This is a genomic window from Glaciecola sp. 33A (assembly GCF_002836745.1).
GTDB lineage: Bacteria > Pseudomonadota > Gammaproteobacteria > Enterobacterales > Alteromonadaceae > Glaciecola.
The window spans coordinates 287,062-306,827 of record NZ_PJAR01000044.1; the positions used below are offsets into that span (position 1 = coordinate 287,062).

At 41.5% G+C, this 19,766-nt stretch carries 20 protein-coding genes and 5 tRNA genes; 8 read left to right on the top strand and 17 right to left on the bottom strand.

Annotation, left to right across the window (positions count from 1 at the left end; genetic code table 11):
- Position 1: 1 nt before the first annotated feature.
- Together miaB and CXF81_RS17330 are read right to left on the bottom strand one after the other, a co-directional pair.
- The gene (miaB, locus tag CXF81_RS17325) at positions 2-1,429 is read right to left on the bottom strand and encodes a tRNA (N6-isopentenyl adenosine(37)-C2)-methylthiotransferase MiaB (protein WP_101182595.1); all 1,428 of its coding nucleotides are present in this window, start codon (positions 1,427-1,429) and stop codon (positions 2-4) included.
- A 170-nt stretch (positions 1,430-1,599) separates the two neighbouring features.
- A complete protein-coding gene (locus CXF81_RS17330; RefSeq protein ID WP_101182597.1) occupies positions 1,600-2,451 on the bottom strand; it encodes a DMT family transporter in 852 nt (283 codons plus the stop codon).
- Positions 2,452-2,754: 303 nt separating this feature from the next.
- Between CXF81_RS17330 and CXF81_RS17335 the strand changes: the two genes are divergently transcribed.
- The gene (locus tag CXF81_RS17335) at positions 2,755-3,918 is read left to right on the top strand and encodes an FAD-dependent monooxygenase (protein WP_101182599.1); all 1,164 of its coding nucleotides are present in this window, start codon (positions 2,755-2,757) and stop codon (positions 3,916-3,918) included.
- Between the two features lie 93 nt (positions 3,919-4,011).
- Entirely contained in the window at positions 4,012-4,182 is a 171-nt protein-coding gene (locus CXF81_RS20120; protein ID WP_006010446.1) for a hypothetical protein, read from the top strand.
- A 102-nt stretch (positions 4,183-4,284) separates the two neighbouring features.
- Here CXF81_RS20120 and CXF81_RS17340 read toward each other — a convergent pair whose 3' ends face one another.
- The 14 genes from CXF81_RS17340 to lolB form a co-directional block, all read right to left on the bottom strand.
- The gene (locus CXF81_RS17340) at positions 4,285-5,703 is read right to left on the bottom strand and encodes a sodium:alanine symporter family protein (RefSeq protein WP_101183108.1); all 1,419 of its coding nucleotides are present in this window, start codon (positions 5,701-5,703) and stop codon (positions 4,285-4,287) included.
- Positions 5,704-5,834: 131 nt separating this feature from the next.
- A tRNA-Gln gene (locus tag CXF81_RS17345) sits at positions 5,835-5,910 on the bottom strand.
- Positions 5,911-5,968: 58 nt separating this feature from the next.
- Positions 5,969-6,043 (bottom strand) — tRNA-Gln (locus CXF81_RS17350).
- Positions 6,044-6,051: 8 nt separating this feature from the next.
- Positions 6,052-6,136 (bottom strand) — tRNA-Leu (locus CXF81_RS17355).
- 35 nt (positions 6,137-6,171) lie between these two features.
- Positions 6,172-6,248, bottom strand: a tRNA-Met gene (locus CXF81_RS17360).
- Positions 6,249-6,389: 141 nt separating this feature from the next.
- Complete coding sequence (locus tag CXF81_RS17365) at positions 6,390-7,391, bottom strand: hypothetical protein (RefSeq protein ID WP_101182601.1); 1,002 nt, start codon at positions 7,389-7,391, stop codon at positions 6,390-6,392.
- A 243-nt stretch (positions 7,392-7,634) separates the two neighbouring features.
- Positions 7,635-8,726 carry a redox-regulated ATPase YchF gene (ychF, locus tag CXF81_RS17370; protein ID WP_006010443.1) on the bottom strand — a complete coding sequence of 364 codons (1,092 nt, stop codon included), beginning with the start codon at positions 8,724-8,726 and terminating at the stop codon, positions 7,635-7,637.
- Between the two features lie 64 nt (positions 8,727-8,790).
- Positions 8,791-9,375: an aminoacyl-tRNA hydrolase gene (gene pth / locus CXF81_RS17375; RefSeq protein ID WP_101182603.1), complete on the bottom strand. Its 585-nt coding sequence runs from the start codon at positions 9,373-9,375 to the stop codon at positions 8,791-8,793.
- Between the two features lie 5 nt (positions 9,376-9,380).
- On the bottom strand, positions 9,381-10,016 hold the full coding sequence (locus tag CXF81_RS17380) for a 50S ribosomal protein L25/general stress protein Ctc (RefSeq protein WP_101182605.1): 636 nt from the start codon (positions 10,014-10,016) through the stop codon (positions 9,381-9,383).
- Between the two features lie 277 nt (positions 10,017-10,293).
- Entirely contained in the window at positions 10,294-10,731 is a 438-nt protein-coding gene (locus CXF81_RS17385; RefSeq protein ID WP_101182607.1) for a hypothetical protein, read from the bottom strand.
- 292 nt (positions 10,732-11,023) lie between these two features.
- On the bottom strand, positions 11,024-11,971 hold the full coding sequence (locus tag CXF81_RS17390) for a ribose-phosphate pyrophosphokinase (RefSeq protein ID WP_006010439.1): 948 nt from the start codon (positions 11,969-11,971) through the stop codon (positions 11,024-11,026).
- A gap of 30 nt (positions 11,972-12,001) precedes the next feature.
- Positions 12,002-12,076: transfer RNA gene (locus CXF81_RS17395), tRNA-Gln, on the bottom strand.
- A gap of 39 nt (positions 12,077-12,115) precedes the next feature.
- Positions 12,116-12,961: a 4-(cytidine 5'-diphospho)-2-C-methyl-D-erythritol kinase gene (gene ispE, locus CXF81_RS17400; protein WP_101182609.1), complete on the bottom strand. Its 846-nt coding sequence runs from the start codon at positions 12,959-12,961 to the stop codon at positions 12,116-12,118.
- Entirely contained in the window at positions 12,946-13,581 is a 636-nt protein-coding gene (gene lolB, locus CXF81_RS17405) for a lipoprotein insertase outer membrane protein LolB (RefSeq protein ID WP_101182611.1), read from the bottom strand. Before lolB ends, ispE begins: the two co-directional genes overlap by 16 nt.
- Before the next feature lie 341 nt (positions 13,582-13,922).
- Between lolB and hemA the strand changes: the two genes are divergently transcribed.
- From hemA to CXF81_RS17435, 6 genes are all read left to right on the top strand, one after another.
- Positions 13,923-15,206: a glutamyl-tRNA reductase gene (hemA, locus tag CXF81_RS17410; protein ID WP_101182613.1), complete on the top strand. Its 1,284-nt coding sequence runs from the start codon at positions 13,923-13,925 to the stop codon at positions 15,204-15,206.
- On the top strand, positions 15,203-16,291 hold the full coding sequence (prfA, locus tag CXF81_RS17415; protein WP_101182615.1) for a peptide chain release factor 1: 1,089 nt from the start codon (positions 15,203-15,205) through the stop codon (positions 16,289-16,291). The genes hemA and prfA overlap by 4 nt, the downstream gene beginning before the upstream one ends.
- Positions 16,292-16,298: 7 nt before the next feature.
- Entirely contained in the window at positions 16,299-17,240 is a 942-nt protein-coding gene (gene prmC / locus CXF81_RS17420; protein WP_101182617.1) for a peptide chain release factor N(5)-glutamine methyltransferase, read from the top strand.
- 33 nt (positions 17,241-17,273) lie between these two features.
- The gene (locus CXF81_RS17425) at positions 17,274-17,483 is read left to right on the top strand and encodes a SirB2 family protein (RefSeq protein WP_101182619.1); all 210 of its coding nucleotides are present in this window, start codon (positions 17,274-17,276) and stop codon (positions 17,481-17,483) included.
- Between the two features lie 98 nt (positions 17,484-17,581).
- On the top strand, positions 17,582-18,421 hold the full coding sequence (gene kdsA, locus CXF81_RS17430) for a 3-deoxy-8-phosphooctulonate synthase (RefSeq protein WP_101182621.1): 840 nt from the start codon (positions 17,582-17,584) through the stop codon (positions 18,419-18,421).
- A gap of 51 nt (positions 18,422-18,472) precedes the next feature.
- Entirely contained in the window at positions 18,473-19,129 is a 657-nt protein-coding gene (locus CXF81_RS17435) for a triacylglycerol lipase (protein ID WP_101182623.1), read from the top strand.
- Between the two features lie 5 nt (positions 19,130-19,134).
- Here the strand turns inward: CXF81_RS17435 and CXF81_RS17440 are convergent, their stop codons facing one another.
- Positions 19,135-19,596 carry a YchJ family protein gene (locus tag CXF81_RS17440; protein WP_255409470.1) on the bottom strand — a complete coding sequence of 154 codons (462 nt, stop codon included), beginning with the start codon at positions 19,594-19,596 and terminating at the stop codon, positions 19,135-19,137.
- Positions 19,597-19,766: the final 170 nt, after the last annotated feature.

The window sequence follows — 19,766 nt, forward strand, 5'->3', positions numbered from 1 at the left end:
ATTACGCAGGAACGAATTGAGTCACACCCACATTATCAGGTTGCGGCTTTTTGGCCATGATGCTGTGCGGTGATACTGCAACACGCAATCCCATTTCTTTTTCACGTCTAACGACTGTACCACGCAGTGAATTACTGTAAACTGCTGTAATTTCAACGTCAACAAATTCACCAATCATATCAGGAGAACCTTCGAAATTAACCACACGGTTATTTTCCGTTCTACCAGTTAACTCCATGACGTTTTTCTTAGAAGGCCCTTCAACCAAAATGCGTTGAGTTGTTTCTACCATATTGCGTGCGATGCGCAGGGCATTTTGATTAATACGTTGTTGTAAAATTTGTAAACGCTGCTTTTTGGTAGCATCAGTGACATCGTCAACGATATCAGCTGCAGGCGTGCCAGGTCGTGAGCTATATATAAAACTAAAGCTCATGTCATAATCGATGGCACTAATTAAATCCATTGTTGCTTCAAAGTCGGCATCTGTTTCACCTGGGAAACCAATAATAAAGTCAGACGACATACACAGGTTAGGACGCACTTTCTTCAATTTGCGAATAGTTGACTTATATTCGATAGCTGTGTGGCCACGTTTCATTTGGTTAAGAATACGGTCGGAGCCGCTTTGAACTGGCAAGTGCAAGTGATCAACTAATTCTGGAATATGCTTGTAGGCTTCAACGATATCATCGGTAAATTCGACCGGATGTGATGTTGTATAACGGATACGGTCAATGCCATCGATTGAAGCGACAAGTTCGAGTAACTCAGCAAAACGACAAATACTACCGTCATAATGTGGTCCTCTAAATGCATTCACGTTTTGGCCTAACAAATTAACTTCACGCACGCCCTGCGCCGCTAGTTGAGCGATTTCGAGTAAGACATCATCTACCGGGCGATTAACTTCTTCTCCGCGAGTGTAAGGTACTACACAAAAACTACAATATTTTGAACAGCCTTCCATAATCGATACGAAGGCGGTTGGGCCATCTGCACGTGGTTCCGGCAAACGGTCAAATTTTTCGATTTCGGGGAAGCTAACATCAACAACGGATTTATCACCGCCTTTTATTTGTGTGATCATTTCAGGCAAACGATGCAATGTTTGTGGACCGAACACAATGTCGACATAAGGTGCACGTTTTCTAATTTCGGCACCTTCTTGAGAAGCAACACAACCGCCCACGCCGATAATCAAGTCAGGCTTGTTTTGTTTTAAATTCTTCCAGCGGCCTAATTGATGGAATACCTTCTCCTGTGCTTTTTCGCGAATAGAGCAAGTGTTGAGTAGGATGACATCTGCATCTTCGGCGTCGTCTGCTAATGTGTAGCCATGAGTCGCATCGAGAAGATCTGCCATTTTCTCAGAATCATACTCGTTCATCTGGCAACCCCAGGTTTTGATAAATAACTTCTTGTTCATAATAGCGATATTTCGTCTTTAATTAGTTCGATACGGCCCGAACGAACGATTTTTTCGAGTTCGCTTCGGCTGATCATTCCGCTAGGAATACATAAGTGTAACATTACATTTTAGACTGGAACAGTGATAGACGCTAGTTTATACGCTCGGTAGTTCATGTTTTATTTTGTTTAGATAAACCACCGTTGTCTAATCGTTACATTTGCTGCCCAAATTAAGAGAATTCCACCAAAAAGCATGCCCAATGTTAGCGGTTCGTCCCAGAATGTATAACCAATCATGGCGGCGAAAAATACACTTGAATAGCCGAGTAATCCTATTTTTACAGGGGAGGCGTAATGGTACGCTTGTGTCATCAGCAATTGTCCACAAACCGCCAGCGCACCTATTAGTACTAACAACGCCCAGTTGTGGTTATTGATAGCTTGCCAATCGGTTATCATTAGTGGGAATGAAAATAAGGTTGAAACACAAATGAAATAGAAAACTATTCGCACTGCGGGCTCGGTGTCAGACAATTTTCTAATTGTACATTTGGTAGTGGCAACTAACAGTGCACAAAACAAGACAATAAATAACAAATTGAATTCAATACCTTGCTGAGGGTTTATTATGAAAGCAACACCAACGAAGCCAATCATAATGGCTACCACGGTTTTGGATTGTATCCTTTCTTTTAACCATACTTTGGCAACTATCGGTATAAAGAAGGGGGCCATTTTTAAGGCCATTATAGCGGATGTAAATGGCATCTGTGCAAGTACATAAAAGAAACAATACATGCCACCAAGGCCAGTTGCAGCGCGAAATAAATGCAAACCAATACGCTGCGTATATATTGCTTCAGTACCCTGTTTTAGGCACCAAGGGCCCAAGAATAGTAACGCGAAAAAATTACGGAAGAAGACCATTTGAGATTCAGACAAGCTGTCACTTAAGCCTTTTACAATGGCGCCGACGCCTGCAAAAAATGCCTCTGCAATAACCAGCGCAATAGCCCCCAGAAACACTTTATTTTTCATTATTTATCATATTGTTGAGTTGGCGCATGAAAATATTAACGATACTATGTTAGCGTTGAGTATTTATTTACTATGCGGTTTTTTACCTATCTTTGTAACATTAAGTTCACTGGCAAACTTTGTAATTAAATGTTCAGCGCAGAGTATCGCGTGTAAGTTCGTGAACTGTTTGCTAATTGAAGCGTAGTTAAGCTTAAGGAGCTTGGTAATTCTTTCTCGACCCATGATGAAGAATAACTAACGATAGACTATTGCACGGCGGTTTAGTATGACTATAAATAACATCATAGAAAGTAGGAACGCATGAAGATAACTGTAGATTACTGTATTTTTGGTGGCGGTATGGTTGGCGGTGCTATGGCAATAGGACTGTCGAAGCTAGGCTATAAAGTTGCCATAATAGAGGCAAATAAACCCAAAGCATTCAACAATGCTGAGTTACCTGATTTGAGAGTTTCAGCCTTAAACCGCTTCACGCTGCGCCTGTTGCAATCCTACAATGTGTGGGACAAAGTACTCGCTATGCGATGTCAGCAATACCATCGACTTTCCGTCTGGGAAAATAGTGCTAGGGCGCTTAATTTTGAGGCCTCACAAATTGGTGAATCATACTTGGGATATTTTGTTGAAAACCGCATTTTACAACTTGCGCTACTGGACACTATTGAGCAAGAACATGCTGATAACATCCACTTGGTTTATGGTAGAGCCGTAGATATTAATTTGACCGCAGCCGATGTGTTACTAGATAACGATATTCATATTCAAGCTAATACGCTAATTGGTGCAGATGGTGGGCATTCGCAGTTGCGCCAACAAGCCAATATTGGTGTTACAGGCTGGCAATATGAACAGCAGGCCAACGTGCTTTTGGTAAAAATGGCATCGAAGTTTGAATCTGCAACTTGGCAACAATTTACACCACAAGGGCCGGTTGCTTTTCTGCCTTTGTTTGATGGCTATGCAAATTTAGTTTGGTACGCCGATTCAGCCACCAGTCAGCATATTCGAAACGCCAGCAATACCAATATAAAAAAAGAAATCCTTGCTCGATTCCCCCCTACTTTAGGCGATTTTGAGGTGTTAGATAAAACAGGTTTTCCATTGCGTCGAATGCATGCCAATCAATATTGGCGCAAAAATGTGGTGTTAGTAGGTGATGCAGCTCATCAAATTAACCCATTGGCAGGACAGGGTGTGAATCTTGGCTTTAAAGACGTAGATGCGTTGCTTACCTGTATTGAAAATAAACCCATTACTGCGAATGATAAGCAGGCATTGAAGGATTATGAAAATAGCAGACGAACACCCAATTTAGTTATGATGAGTGCGATGGATATTTTCTATCAAACTTTTAGTAATGACATTAGCGTGTTAAAAACGCTGCGTAATTTAGGTGTTAAAATGGCCAATGTAGCAGGCCCAATTAAGCACAAAGCACTCAAGTACGCCATGGGGATCGAATAAGCCAGAGCTTATCGTTTGTAAAGCGTATGAGGCCGACAAAAAACCAAGCTTAAGCAGCAAATAATTACTTAAGTATATAATAAGGAAGCATTTATGGCAATTTTAGGCATTTTGGCGGTTTTGTTTATCGCTCTTATTGTTATCGTTCCGATGCTTGAGAAATCAAGTGTGAGAATATCGCCAGAAACCCAAGCTAAATTCATGAAGTGGGTGATACCGCTCATCGTAATTCTGCTGGTTATACAGCTATTCATGTATATGTAGGTGTGTGAAAGGTAGGTCGGTAAAGTATAGCTGCGGATATAGATGTGGTATTGCAACGCGCAATCACTAAGAGTGAGCGCGCGTCCACATCAAGTCGGATTGCTACTTCCAAATGTTGTCTTCAGTGCTTCCTTGTATTTTGCAATCAGCTTCAACAAAATCCATTTTCGCCTGATTCTTACGTTTTTCATTATAGTCTTTAGTGACCGCAACAATGGTTGGCGTTAGCATCACAATAGCAATAATATTGACTACGGTCATTAACCCTAAGGCCATATCAGCCATCGCCCAAACTTTTGGCACTGCGGCCATTGAACCCCATAAAATCATTCCAAGGTAACCCGTGGTGTAGAAAGCACGGCCAAACTTATTATCGAGTTTAAATACATGTAAGTTACTCTCTCCGTAAGCGTAGTTTGCCACTACCGAGGTAAACGCAAATAAACTAATAGCAGCCGCCACAAAATCTCCACCGTAAGCCCCTAAATGACTTTCCATGGCAGTTTGTGTTAAGCGAATACCTTCCATTTGGCCAACATCATTGCCATGCCCTGCCAGCAATATTATAAAGGCAGTACAAGTACATAAAATCATGGTGTCAATAAATACACCGAGCATCTGAATATAGCCTTGTGATACCGGATGATTAGGGTGGGGCGATGCACTGGCTGCCGCATGCGGCACGCTACCTGAACCCGCTTCGTTAGAATATAAACCACGTTGGATACCGTTCTTCACTGCTGCTGCGAATGCGCCAGCACCGGCCTCTTGTAAACCAAACGCTGATTTTACGATATCGATAATAACGTCGGGCAACAATTGAATGTTAATAATAGTAATTACCAGCGCAACTAAAACGTAAGCGACACCCATAAAAGGAACTATCCATTCGGCAAATCTTGCAATGGCGCGTAAACCACCAATTACGATTAATCCTGCAAGGACAATAATGACCAGTCCTGAGTGTAAGGTTTCGATACCGTAGCTATTACTCAGCGCGTCGGTAATAGTATTTGCTTGAACCGCTGAAAATACAAACCCGTAGCCAAAAAACAAGCATAAAGCGAATAAGATAGCGAACCATGAATTATTTAAACCTTGCTTAATATAGTAAGCCGGACCCCCTCTATATTCGCCGTTCACGTCTTTGATTTTATATACTTGGCCTAATACGCTCTCAGCGTATCCTGTCGCCATACCGAGCAAGGCTATAACCCACATCCAAAATATAGCGCCAGCACCACCTAATGAAATGGCAACTGCCACCCCAGCTAAATTACCTGTTCCTACCCTAGCTGAAAGACTGGTGCATAGAGCTTGGAATGAACTGATACCAGCAGCGTCGCTTTTACTGCTGCCTTTGAGCAGTGAAAACATGTGTTTGAAGTTAAGTATTTGAATGAATTTTAGTTTAACCGTAAACCAAATGCCCGCGACCAACAGCAGATAAATTAGGACTTGGCCATCACCCCATAAAACCATATTGACAAAGTCGACCACAATGCTGACCCACTGACCCATGAGATTGACTAGTTGAGTAAAAATATTTGCGGATGCGCCAGTGGGTATTTGTATTTCAGTAACTAAGGTAAATAACAAAATTCTGTTCCTCTAAAACGCAAAAAACGCCGGATAAACCGGCGTTCTAAATTTGGCTGGGGTAGCAGGACTCGAACCTACGAATGACGGGATCAAAACCCGTTGCCTTACCAACTTGGCTATACCCCAAGAGTAATCAAGAGTGCTCTAAATTACAACTCAAAACTTTGAGTTTTAAAAACTGAGATGGCTGGGGTAGCAGGACTTGAACCTACGATCGCGGGATCAAAACCCGCTGCCTTACCAACTTGGCTATACCCCAACAGTTTTTGGTGCGGAAGGAGAGACTTGAACTCTCACGCCGTGAAGCACTGGAACCTAAATCCAGCGTGTCTACCAATTCCACCACTCCCGCATATCTCAGTCACTTATCATTCCTGATAAGTGAATTGGTGGCTACGGCGGGACTCGAACCTGCGACCCCATCATTATGAGTGATGTGCTCTAACCAGCTGAGCTACGTAGCCTACCTAACACTCCAAACCGGCGCTAGTCCGTTTCAGAGTGGCGCGTATTATGCTCAGTTGAAGTGAGGTCGTCAACCCCTTTTTTGCATGAAATAACTAGTTGGGCACAAATTAGCCAAGAAACCGTAACTATGCCCAATATTATGGAAATTTTCTTGGTAACATTCCAGTACCAATATTAAATTTTTGCATTTGTGAGACCAGTTTTAGGCCTAATACGGAGTCTGATAATCGCGGTACTCTGGTCTCATCTGTATCATAATTACTTTGTTTAAAAGCTAAGGTAAAATGTATGTCATGCTCGGTAAGCCCTTTGTGTCGGGTTTTAGCTGACAACTCACTTATTTTTCCAATGCTGTTTTTTCTTGAAAACCGCGCGAATGTTTTAAAGGTGAAATGTTCCTCTACATGGCGGTTACTTAAGTGTAATAACGCGTCCATTAAACTGAATAAAAGCGCATTTTCGGTAGGTGCTTCAATGAGCACATTAAAGCTAGACAGTACCAGTAGTTCAGGCAACTTGGTCGTATCAGAGCAATTGAACTGAACTGTTGCAAGCAGTTGCTCGCTGTTTAATGGTAAAAGCTCGACAAGCTCGAAGTAACCACCGTCATATTGTAATTTAGCAATCACCTTTTGCAGCGCAACCTCGCTTATATGGCCGCATTCATCATCGGTATTTGTTTTCCCTGACATCGCCATTAATGGGAGGTCATGATGGCAACTGAACGGTGTTGTCGCTTTGTTATTATCGTTGTATTTTATTAACTCTCGAACTTCATGTTCTCGCGCCTTCATTATCGCTAAAAATGCGGTTTGTATAATTTCAGAAGAAGGGAGCTGTGGTTCAACACGCCAGCGTCGGCCATAAACTATCTTTTGGCTGTCTTGTGATTGGGCACTCATATAATTGTCAACGCCAATAATGCCTACCTGAATAAATATGCCACCTTTGTCTTCGTCTACAAATATCAGGTAACTTGGATCGTAGCTTACTTCAGCTACGATATTGTCTACAGATTCTTTTGTGTGATGATAAGACAAATAGTGCTGCGGAATACAGTTGGTGCCGTCATCCAATAGCACTTTTGGTGCGCTAGGCAGCGCTGTCTCACCGGGTAATAATGGGAGTTGCGTTTTCATGTAGTTTTGTCACCAAATACTATTAACGTGCATTTGACCTACAATAAGTAAGTCGTAATTCGTTTTGTAGCCTTGTTACGTTAAATATATCTTTTGGGTTTTACATGAGAATAAAATATTTGTGATGGTTAGACTGAACCAAGTAATAGATAAATTAAATCAATTGCTTAGTTATGATTAATGAACTGAATGGAGTCGTATTAGGCCCACATTAACTAGTACTAATGCGGGCTTAAAATAAGTTTACACGTTAAAACGAAAGTGAATAACGTCGCCATCTCTGATAACGTAATCTTTACCTTCTAAACGCCATTTACCTGCGTCTTTGGCGCCTGCTTCACCTTTACAGGAAACGAAATCGTCATAACCAATGATTTCAGCACGAATAAAGCCTTTTTCGAAGTCGGTATGAATTTTACCAGCACCTTGTGGTGCGGTTGAGCCGATAGGATAGGTCCAAGCTCTGACTTCTTTGACACCGGCAGTGAAATAAGTCTCTAACGTCAGCAAGCTATAACCGGCACGGATCACGCGGTTTAACCCGGGTTCTGTTAAGCCTAAATCGGCCATAAATTCGGCTTTTTCTTCCTCGTCTAACTCGGCAATATCAGACTCAATAGCGGCACAAATACTGACGACAGTAGCGCCTTCGGCTTCAGCAATCGCACGCACTTTATCAAGATGAGGATTATTTTCAAAACCATCTTCGCTGACATTAGCAATATACATTGTTGGTTTTAAGGTTAAAAAGTTCATATAGGCTATGACCGCGTGTTCTTCTTTGCTTAGCTCAATAGAACGCAGTAATTGACCTTCGTTTAAACAAGGTAGCAATTTTTCAAGAACCTTTAACTCAAATTTAGCATCTGAATCACCACTTTTTGCTCTTTTCCCAACGCGAAATATGGCTTTTTCTGCGGTTTCTAAATCTGACAATGCAAGTTCAGTATTGATGATGTCAATATCTTCTTGCGGGTCTATTTTACCTGCAACATGAATAATGTTTTCATCGTCAAAACAGCGCACAACATGACCAATGGCATCTGTTTCTCGGATATTAGCTAAAAATTTATTACCTAAACCTTCGCCTTTCGAAGCTCCAGCCACTAAACCCGCGATATCCACAAATTCCATGGTGGTTGGAATGACGCGCTGAGGTACTACTATCTTTGCCAATGCATCCAGTCTTTCGTCAGGCACAGGGACAACGCCAGTATTAGGCTCAATGGTACAAAACGGGAAATTTGCTGCTTCGATACCTGCTTTGGTCAATGCATTAAAAAGGGTAGATTTTCCTACGTTTGGTAGGCCTACAATGCCGCATTTAAAACCCATATTAGTGGTCCTTTAATATCTATTTCTGGAGAAGCACTGCGTCAAACGCAATACTAAATAATATTTAATCCGCTTTGAAAGAATGCAATCGCTGTATAGCGGAGACTAAATCTTCTTTGATTAAGATCTCAGTACATCTGATTGCTTCATCTATAGCGGCATCAATTTTTTCTTGCTCTGCTTGTGCGGCTTTCCCTAAAACATGGCCGGTAACTTTACCTTTATGACCTGGGTGACCAATACCTATTCTTAGTCGGAAAAATTCCCGTTGATTGGCTAGGCTAGCAACAATATCGCGAATACCATTTTGCGTTGAACTACCACCTATTTTGAATTTAGCAACTCCTGGGTCAAAATCGAGTTCATCGAATGCAACTAAAAGTTGGTCATAATCTATTTTGTAGAAGTTGGCTAATGCAGCGACCGCTTGGCCACTTTTATTCATAAAGGTAGTTGGGATGAGCAAACGGATGTCGCGCCCGTGCAGCGTAAAACGACCGGTAAAACCAAAAAACTTACTTTCAAACGTTAAAGGACAATTAAATCTTGAAGCTAAGCTTTCAACAAACATCGCACCCGCATTGTGGCGGGTTCTTTGGTATTCGGGGCCTGGATTACCCAGACCCACGATTAGACGAATGTCAGACAAACTGATTATGCCTCAGTTGCGTCTGCTTCACCTTCACCTGCTGCTTCAATGCTTGGGCCCTTAGCCGTTTTAACAGTAACCACTGCTAAATCATGCTCTTCGCCTTTACCTAACTCAACCGATTCAACACCCTTAGGGAATTTAACGTTTGATAAGTGAATGGTTTGACCCATCTCAATATTACGTAAATCAATTTCAATATATTCAGGTAAGTCTTTAGGCATACATAAAACTTCGATATCGTTCATGTGATGCTCAGCGTGACCGCCATTCAATTTAACCGCGTCAGATTCTGCTGCGTTAATGAAGTGAATAGGTACGTTAGTAGTTAACGTTTGACCCGCAATAACGCGTTGAAAATCGATGTGCGTTACTTTTGGCTTAAACGGATGGCGTTGCATATCTTTAACAAGTACTTCTACTTTTTTACCATCAATGTTAATTGTTAACACGTGCGAGTAAAAAGCTTCAAACTCTTGAGCTTGGTTTACTTTATTATGTTCAAGGGTGATAGACATCGGTGCTTCGTCACCACCGTAAACGATTGCAGGCACTTTATCCTGAAGACGAAGGCGGCGGCTCGCACGTTTCCCTATGTCAGTTCGGATAGTTGCATCCAATTTAAAAATTGCTTTAGACATGTTATGTCTCCAAATATATAAAATTAATAAGCTCGATTTTGCGACCAAATCGAGTATGTTGTTGTTTTTCAACGTTTTTATTGTCGTCTGTTCTTTATTGTCGAATTAGTATTAAAAATATAACGTGAGTAGACGACACCGGTAAAAAACAAAAGCCCGTATTAAAACGGGCGGCGCATTCTATCACTGCGTGTACTAACACACAATGTAAACTTAAGCTCAGTCAGCCTAAATTAACCGCAAAGTAAGTAATCATTGGTTTGGTCAGTGTTTTGTTTTACAAATCTGTGTCATTAACGCTGGGACGTCCTGCTTTCTGCGCATTTGACGCATCTAGAATGACGACGCTTTCAACCTTAATAACCTCACCAAATTGGGTAGTTGTGAGCATATTAGGTAATAGTTTGCCGCTCAACTGGATTACTAAGCCATGACGTAAATCAGCTTTGCTCATGCCTATTGGCGTGTATTTATTACCATTCTCATCAATAAAACCAAAAAAACCGCCTTCCATTTGTTGAAATAATACTTGGCCTTTTAAAACCAATAATTCTGCTGTGTCGGAGGATACTTTTGGCATATCGTTACTCAATAGTTGCTCGATTACTTTATCTTCGGGCGTATTTTCAGCTTTATCTGTGTTTTCACTGGAGCACCCGGATAGCGCCGCAGTTAACAGTAAAAGACGAATGATGGAAACCGTTAACATACACATATTAATTTTCCCTTTAAAAAATTTAAGTCCAACTCTGCACCATTAACATTGCAGTTTAGATTGCTAGTGTTGATTGCAGCATGGTCGAACGCACTAAGGTCTATACACACTGGGTTTTGCAGCCTGACTTCATCATGATGTAATTAATTTAGAATAAGTCTGAGCGATGCTTTGTTTTCAATAAAAACAGATTTAAATAAATAACATAGCTTTAAATAGATAATATAATTTTAAATACAAAAAAAGCCGCAAATCGGCAACGATAGGCAGCTTTTTTAGTTGTTTTTAGCGCTTAATATTCAAACATCGCTGATATAGATTCTTCGTTGCTAATACGGCGGATCGTTTCTGCTAACATCTCTGAAAGTGACAACTGCTTAACTTTCTTGAGCGCTCTTATTTCTGCGCGAAGCGGAATACTGTCAGTAATAATGATTTCGTCAATCACAGAATCTCGCAGGTTCTCCACCGCATTACCTGAGAATATCGCATGTGTCGCATATGCAAATACCCTTGCTGCACCTTGCTCTTTAAGTGCTTCGGCTGCTTTCGCTAAGGTCCCACCTGTGTCGATCATGTCGTCGACAATAATGCAGTCCCTGCCTTTTACATCACCGATGATGTTCATTACCTGAGCAACGTTTGCTTTTGGTCGACGTTTATCAATAATAGCTAAGTCTGAATCATTTAACAGCTTGGCAGTGGCTCGCGCTCTCACAACACCACCAATATCAGGTGAAACGACAATGGGTCGAACAAAGTCACGCTGAAACATATCATCAAGTAATATTGGCGTACCAAACGCATTGTCTACCGGTACATCAAAGAAACCTTGAATTTGTTCGGCGTGTAAATCGACGGTTAAAACGCGATCTACGCCAACGTTTGACAGGAAGTCAGCAACAACCTTCGCTGTAATTGGCACTCTTGCCGAGCGCACACGGCGGTCCTGACGTGCATATCCAAAGTAGGGGATAACTGCGGTAATTCGCCCGGCAGAAGCGCGACGGAAGGCATCAATCATAACGATTAATTCCATTAAGTTATCATTGGTTGGCGCGCAAGTAGATTGAATAATAAAAACGTCAGAACCACGCACGTTTTCATGAATTTCTACACAAATTTCACCATCACTAAAACGACCAACACTGGCATTTCCTAATTTAGTGTATAAACGTTCGGCGACTTTCTGGGCGAGTTCAGGTACAGCATTTCCTGCAAAAAGCTTCATATCAGGCACAAGATAATCCTCAGTGCGTTGTTTAGGTGGTGGCTGGGGTAGCAGGACTTGAACCTACGATCGCGGGATCAAAACCCGCTGCCTTACCAACTTGGCTATACCCCAATAATGTTTTAACTTGTCAGGAACTGTATGTTAGCTATTTTAGAGACCTAGGGCGATATGTAAACCTGAACGGTTAACGCTTTTAGCAACAAAACCAGCATAACAATCGGGTAGCAAATGAAGAACTTTGTCTGCGTTTTCTTTCGCATCGAAAACTGCAAAAACACTTGCACCGGTTCCAGTCATCCGCGACGGTGCGTAGTGTAACAACCAGTGTAATAAATTTGCAACATCCTTATGCGTTTTCTCGACTAAACTTTGACAATCGTTGTGGGTTTTTTCAAAACTGTAGGTCTTGAAGTCGATCTTAGGCGTGTTTCGAGGTAAGTCAACCGAAGTAAATATTGTTTTTGTGGATATTGATACATTGGGTGTCGCCACTAAATACCATTTCTCAGTTGTGGCTGTTGGTAATAAAACGTCGCCAACGCCTTCTGCAAAAGCCGTATTTCCATGCACAAATATAGGTACATCAGCACCCAATGTTAGGCCAATTTGGGCCAGCGCTTCGGTGTTCAAGTTGCAATGCCATAGTTGATTTAACACAACTAAAACCGTTGCAGCGTTTGATGAACCGCCACCAATTCCGCCACCCATAGGTAAGCGTTTATTGATATGTAGTACACAGCCGTTTCTTTCATGAGCATAGGCTTTCAATGCTATCGCAGCGCGGTAAACTAAGTTTTCGTGCTCGGGCACGCCAGACAATTGCTCGGCTATTCTAATAGTACTGTTAGCATTGATGTCGAAACCAATTTCATCACCTTGGTCTAATAATTGAAATAGACTTTGCAACTGGTGATACCCATTTTCATAGCGACCGATAATGTGCAAAAATAAATTAAGCTTTGCAGGGCTTGGGTACCACTTTATTTTCGGTGCCACTGTCGGACCTTAAATTTTAATCGGGTTTGCTTTATTGGATTATTAACTTCAATTAAAAATGGAAGCCAAACACCTTGCACATATCCATATTGACTGTAGGTAATTTGCCAACCAGTGCACGTTGCACAAATAGGCTGAATAATTTCTGGTAAGCCTTTATCGTTCAATATTACGTGGTCGCGCTCACTGACGGAGCCTTTGATCCACTGGGGCAAGTTATCTAGAGGAAGTATCCACCCCGTGGTGCGGTATACAAGTGCTTCGGTCGATGCTCCCTCGTACTCCTCACCATCGGCTTCTAAACGCGCAACTTCACCGTTGTAAGTCAAATTGAGCAAAGATACACCAATCAAGTTAGTTAGTCGAAAGTCGACAACCTGATTCGACTGCTGCCAATTTAAATACGCACTCTTGCGTTCACTCGGTGTAATAATTGCCATTTTACCGGTGAGTTCCCAGTGACTCATTAATCTTAGCTTTTCTTGATTTTGTAATTGCAGATACTCAGCCGACATATCAATTACTTTTCGATTATGCAGGTTGTGCGTGTTTTTACAGCTACTAATCAGCAAAATAAGCAGACAAATACCAATAAATTTATATGATGAAGAAGTGAGCACTAAAAAACCTTTGGTAAAATAATACGTTGAAAGACTAGCATTTTGCTACTTAAATTAAATTAGCGAGATAATGAGATGATAAAGTTAAAAAATATGCATATCAATTGCTTAATTAATGCTCTTTACTATTTATTGAGCTAGGCCCTCAATTATAACGCTCATAATGAGTATTTTTAATAGTAAACCCTATTTAATATAGCATAATCGTCTTATAATCGAGCATGATCGACTGACGACGGACGTCTATTCGTAAATTCTTTAATCTCAATTTCTTTCAATCATATACGCTTTTTCGTACAATGCCGCGGACAAACTAAACATGGGACTAATATCTTTTTTTAATGACCATCATTGCGCTCGGGATTAATCACAAGTCTGCACCGGTAAATTTGCGGGAGAAAGTTGCGTTTTCGCCTGACAAACTTGCGCATGCTCTGCAATCTTGCCCTCAATATACGGGTGCTAAGCAGGTAGTCATATTATCTACTTGTAATAGAACTGAAGTGTACATCAAGGCTAAACAGCCTGAGGATGCGGACAAACTATGCCAGTGGTTAGCGGATTTTCATCAAACCGACTATGAGATTATTAATCAGCACAGTTATGTCAAGCACGGAGACAACGCCATTAACCATCTTATGCGAGTTGCGTGCGGATTAGATTCATTAATAATAGGCGAACCACAAATTTTAGGTCAAGTTAAGCAAGCATATACGGAATCTAAAAACGCGGGTAAAATCAGTGCTGAGTTTGAAAAGTTATTTCAATCTACTTTTTCTATCGCAAAAAAAGTGCGTACCGACACTGAAATTGGTGCTAATGCAGTTTCTGTTGCGTTCGCTGCAGTGCAGTTAGCAAAACAAATATTTTCAAAATTAACACACAGCAATGTGCTGTTGATTGGTGCAGGTGAAACCATCGAATTGGTAGCAAAGCACCTAGTCGATGCCGAAGCAAAATCGATTACAGTGGCCAATAGAACGCTTTCAAGAGCAAGTAAATTGGCACAAGGCCTTAACGGGACTGCAATTACAATTAGTCAAATACCGGAACATTTGGCGCAAGCCGATATTGTGATCAGTTCGACCGCTAGTTCATTGCCGCTTATTGGCCGAGGCACCGTAGCAACCGCGCTTAAAACAAGAAAGCATAAGCCTATGTTGTTGATCGACTTAGCGGTACCAAGAGATATTGAACATGAAGTAGGTGAGTTAGATGATGCGTATTTGTATACGGTAGATGACTTGCAGAATATTGTGGAACAAAACGTAGCAAATCGCGAAGTTGCAGCGCAACAAGCTGAACACATGATTAGCAAAATGGTAATTAGCTACGGATCTTGGCAGCAGCATTACCAAAATGTTGATTTAATAAAGAATTATCGTGAAAAAGCGGAACAAACACGTGATGATGCGCTGCAAAGAGCATTACGGCAGATTGATGATGGTATTGCGCCAGACGAGGCCATGAAAGAGTTGGCCTTCAAGTTAACCCAAGCTATGTTACACGGCCCAACAAAAGCTTTGCAACAGGCAAGTAAGCTGCCCGATGATAATAATCTAAACTTTTTAGCAAAAGCGCTAGGATTACAAGGGACAGTCAAAAGAGAAACAGGAAAAGAATGAAACAGTCCGTAGTCAATAAATTAGAATCGTTGGTGGAGCGTTTTGAAGAAGTCCAAGCGCTATTGGGCGATCCTGGTGTGATTGGTAATCAAGATAAATTCCGTAACTTAAGTAAGGAATATTCACAATTAGAAGCTGTTGTTACGCAGTTTGGCGGCTATCAGTCAGCACAAAAAGACGTTGAATCTGCGCTTGAAATGATTCAGGAGAATGATCCTGACATAAAAGAAATGGCGCAAGAAGAGTTAAAAGACAGCAAAGCTCGCGTTGAAGAGCTAGAAATGAGTTTGCAAATTTTGTTACTGCCCAAAGACCCGAAAGATGACAACAGTTGTTTCTTAGAAATCCGTGCTGGGGCTGGCGGTGATGAAGCAGCAATCTTTGCTGGCGATTTATTTCGTATGTATAGCCGCTACGCAGAAAACAAAGGCTGGAAGTTGGAGCTAATGACTTCTAACCTTGGCGATCATGGTGGCTACAAAGAAATCATTGTTAATGTCAGTGGCGCTGGAGCGTATGGCGTCTTGAAATTTGAATCCGGTGGACATCGCGTGCAACGAGTGCCAGAAACTGAATCTCAAGGACGTATTCATACGTCGGCTTGCACCGTCGCTGTATTGCCTGAAATCCCAGAGTCAGAAGCCATTGAGATTAACGCTGGAGATCTTCGCGTAGATACTTACAGAGCCTCGGGTGCCGGTGGTCAGCACGTTAACAAAACTGACTCTGCGATCCGACTTACGCATCTACCTACTGGTGTGGTTGTTGAATGCCAGGATGAACGCTCGCAGCATAAAAATAGAGCGAGAGCAATGTCGGTTTTGCAAGCACGGTTAAATCAGATTGAAGAAGATAAGCGAAATGCAGAAGAAGCTAGTACTAGAAAAAGCTTAGTGGGTAGTGGTGATCGCTCACAGCGGATACGCACCTACAACTTCCCTCAAGGGCGCGTAACGGACCACCGTATTAACCTAACCCTATATAAATTAGACGACATCATTGCAGGTGATTTAGGCGCGTTAATGGAACCTATCCGCCAAGAGCATCAAGCAGATATGCTTGCTTCACTGTCCGAAGAGTATTGATTAAAAAGTGGCATCGACTCGCAATAGCATAAAATTTGATGGCGCTGGTGAAACACAAGCTAGCGCTATCGGCATGTTCATCAGTTCATGCAATAGCATTGCTGACGCGTTGACTGCGAGTAAAAAAGTGTTATCTGAGCAGCAAGCTAACCTGACCTTTAATGACCCAAGGCTAGAGGCTAAAATATTTGTTGAGTTTGCATTTAATAAAACATCCATGCAATTAATTACCCAAAGCGATAAACCGCTATGTGCCAGTGGTAAAAAGAAGCTTGTCACGGCACTTAGCAAACGTATATTAGGATATCCAGTAGCCTATATCGTTGGGCATCAGCCTTTTTGGACACTCAATTTGAGCGTATCAGAACATACCTTAATTCCTAGAGCTGATTCTGAAATAGTGGTTGAAACAGCGATATCATTGCCGCTCCCAACTCATGCAAACGTGCTCGATTTAGGCACCGGTACTGGTGCTATCGCTTTGGCAATTAAATCGGAATGTCCACATTGGCTTATTACTGGGTGTGATTTTAAACAAGAAATAATTGAACTTGCAGAGGCAAATGCAATCGGTAACAACGTCGATGTTGCATTTGTATTGAGCAATTGGTTTTCGGCTATTGCAACAACGCAAAGGTACGATTTAATTGTTTCTAATCCTCCTTATGTCGAATCTAATTCAGTATGGCTCAAGCAAGGCGACGTTCGATTTGAACCTAGCAGTGCCTTAACTTCGGGTATAGACGGTTTAGACGATATCAAGCATATTATTTGCGAAGGTGCTCAGTTTTTAAATAATGGTGGCTATTTGCTTTTGGAGCATGGGCACAAGCAAGCTGGTATGATCCAGCAGATGCTGCAAGAAACCGGTTATAAAGAAGTGACGACAAAACAAGATTTAAATAGGTTAGATAGAGTGACACTAGGACGCTGGCTGCCTAATAATTAGCAATAAACATATAATGATAAAAAGGACGATGATATGTATGAAACAGTCCTCCATCTTCATGTGAGCGCTGTGGTGTCTAGTAAAGTCGTTGGCGTTATATTGTATATTGTGTCTGGGTTCTTTGCCTTAAAATGGGCACAAACAAATCGCTCAAGAACAGTCGGCTTTGTTTGTGCTGTTATTTGGGCGGTACTAACCGCCACTGTGGCCTTTACTAAGCAGCCATTTTTGTTTTTGGCATAGATATTCTCATATTAGCCAGTGTCTTTAGGCGTCTTTGCTGTAGTTGCTTAGCGTCAATATGCTGTAAACTGGAACGATGACCATAGGATTATTCTGTTGTGATTACACAAGTTAAAGTACAAAATATAACCGTTGATAATAGTGCACCATTTGTTCTTTTTGGCGGCATGAATGTGTTGGAATCTCGGGATTTAGCAATGCAGATTGTTGAAAAATATAAAGAAATAACTACTAAACTAGGCATTCCATATGTCTTTAAGGCATCATTTGATAAGGCAAACAGAAGCTCTGTTAATTCTTACCGTGGTCCTGGTTTGGAAGCGGGTTTAAAAATTTTTGAAGAAATTAAAAATCAATTCCAAGTACCTATTATTACAGATGTTCACGAAGCTTTCCAAGCAGCACCGGTTGCTGAAGTTGTGGACGTAATTCAATTGCCTGCGTTTTTAGCTCGTCAAACCGACTTAGTGGTTGCGATGGCAAAAACTAACGCGGTGATCAATGTGAAGAAGCCGCAATTTTTAGCACCACATGAAATGCGCCACATCATTAACAAATTTGCCGAGGCAGGAAATCAAAAAATTCTGTTATGTGAACGAGGTTCTTGTTATGGCTACAACAATTTAGTTGTTGATATGTTGGGGATGGACGAGATGAAAACTATGGCACCGGTTATTTTTGATGCCACCCACGCACTGCAGCAACCGGGTGGACGCACCGATTCTGCTGGAGGTCGCAGGCAACAAGCTGCTGAACTTGCTCGCAGTGGCATGGCATTAGGTATTGCTGGTTTGTTTATTGAGTCCCATCCTAATCCGGATGAAGCCAAATGTGATGGCCCATGTGCGCTGCCTTTAGCTAAGTTAGAAGGCTATTTGTCGCAAATGAAAGCGGTTGATGATTTGGTGAAAAGCTTTGCGCCGCTTAACATCAAATAGCAGTTTATTATCTCATCATGTCGTTGCGCCTGAATATGGTGTATTGATAACGTGATATTTAATAACGAAGCTGTGATCCTCTTGCATGGGTTGGCTCGCAAAGCCTCTTCAATGAAAAAGCTTGAGAGAGCCTTAAAAGAAAATGGATATCAGGTTGTTAATGTAGATTACCCGTCAACAAAACATGATATCGAGGCGCTTGCAGAATGGAGTATCGGCAATGCTATTAAAAAAGTGGGCCCAAATAGCAAAATTCATTTTGTAACGCATTCGATGGGTGGAATTTTGGTCCGCCAGTTTCTGCGCCAATATAAAATGCATAACCTTGGTCGAGTGGTTATGCTAGGGCCACCCAACTCGGGTAGTGAAATTGTGGATTTGCTGCAAAACGTACCCGGCTTTAAAACCGTTAATGGACCTGCTGGTTTGCAGCTTTCTGCAAAAAAAGATGCGTTACCTAATCAATTAGGTCCGGCTAATTTTGAACTGGGAATTATTGCTGGCTCTCGCAGTGTTAATTTGGTTTTATCAACAATGCTACCCATGCCTAACGATGGCAAAGTATCGGTTGAAAGTTCCAAACTAGAAGGGATGTCAGCTCACCTTACAATGCCGGTAACGCACACTTTTATGATGCGAAATTCGGCGGTTATTACACAAGTTATTCTATTCTTACAACAGGGAGCGTTTAAGTCGATTACAAAATAAAGTGGCTATTTTCGACAACACTTTTTGTATTTTACAGCACTGCCACATGGACACTCATCGTTTCGATTAGGTGTAAATTTTCCTGATTTATTTTGCATAACACCGGTGGTGTAATACCAATGCGCATCTTGCTTTATAAAACTGGACAGTTCGTGTATGCGAAAATAGTCAGTATCCAAAGCATAGGTCGCAATAAACTCGACAATTCCAACTGCGTCTCTTTCTGCCGATCCCAACACATCAAGTTTGAGCCACCTAGTGTTGTCAGTGGACTCACGTAATGTTGACAAGGTTAGGCTTCGTCTTTGTTCAGGAGCATAGGTGGCTAAAACGTAAGCATAATTTTTGACCGCATATGCACTAAATCGTGAGCGCATTAGTTGCTCTGGATCCAGAGCGCTTGTATTTTTAATTATAGGCTCGCAGCAATCTGAAAATAGACGATTGCTGCAACAATAACAGTACATATTTATCTCAATATCAACAATGTATGCTAACAAGATACTGAAAATGACTGTGTTGTTCTAGTGACAGAGACGAAATACAGTGCCAAAGTTATCGTATTTTTAGAATAAATCTAAAAATACGATAATACTCACAAATTGGCTTGCGCTAAAGCGAGCTAAACAAGCCAATC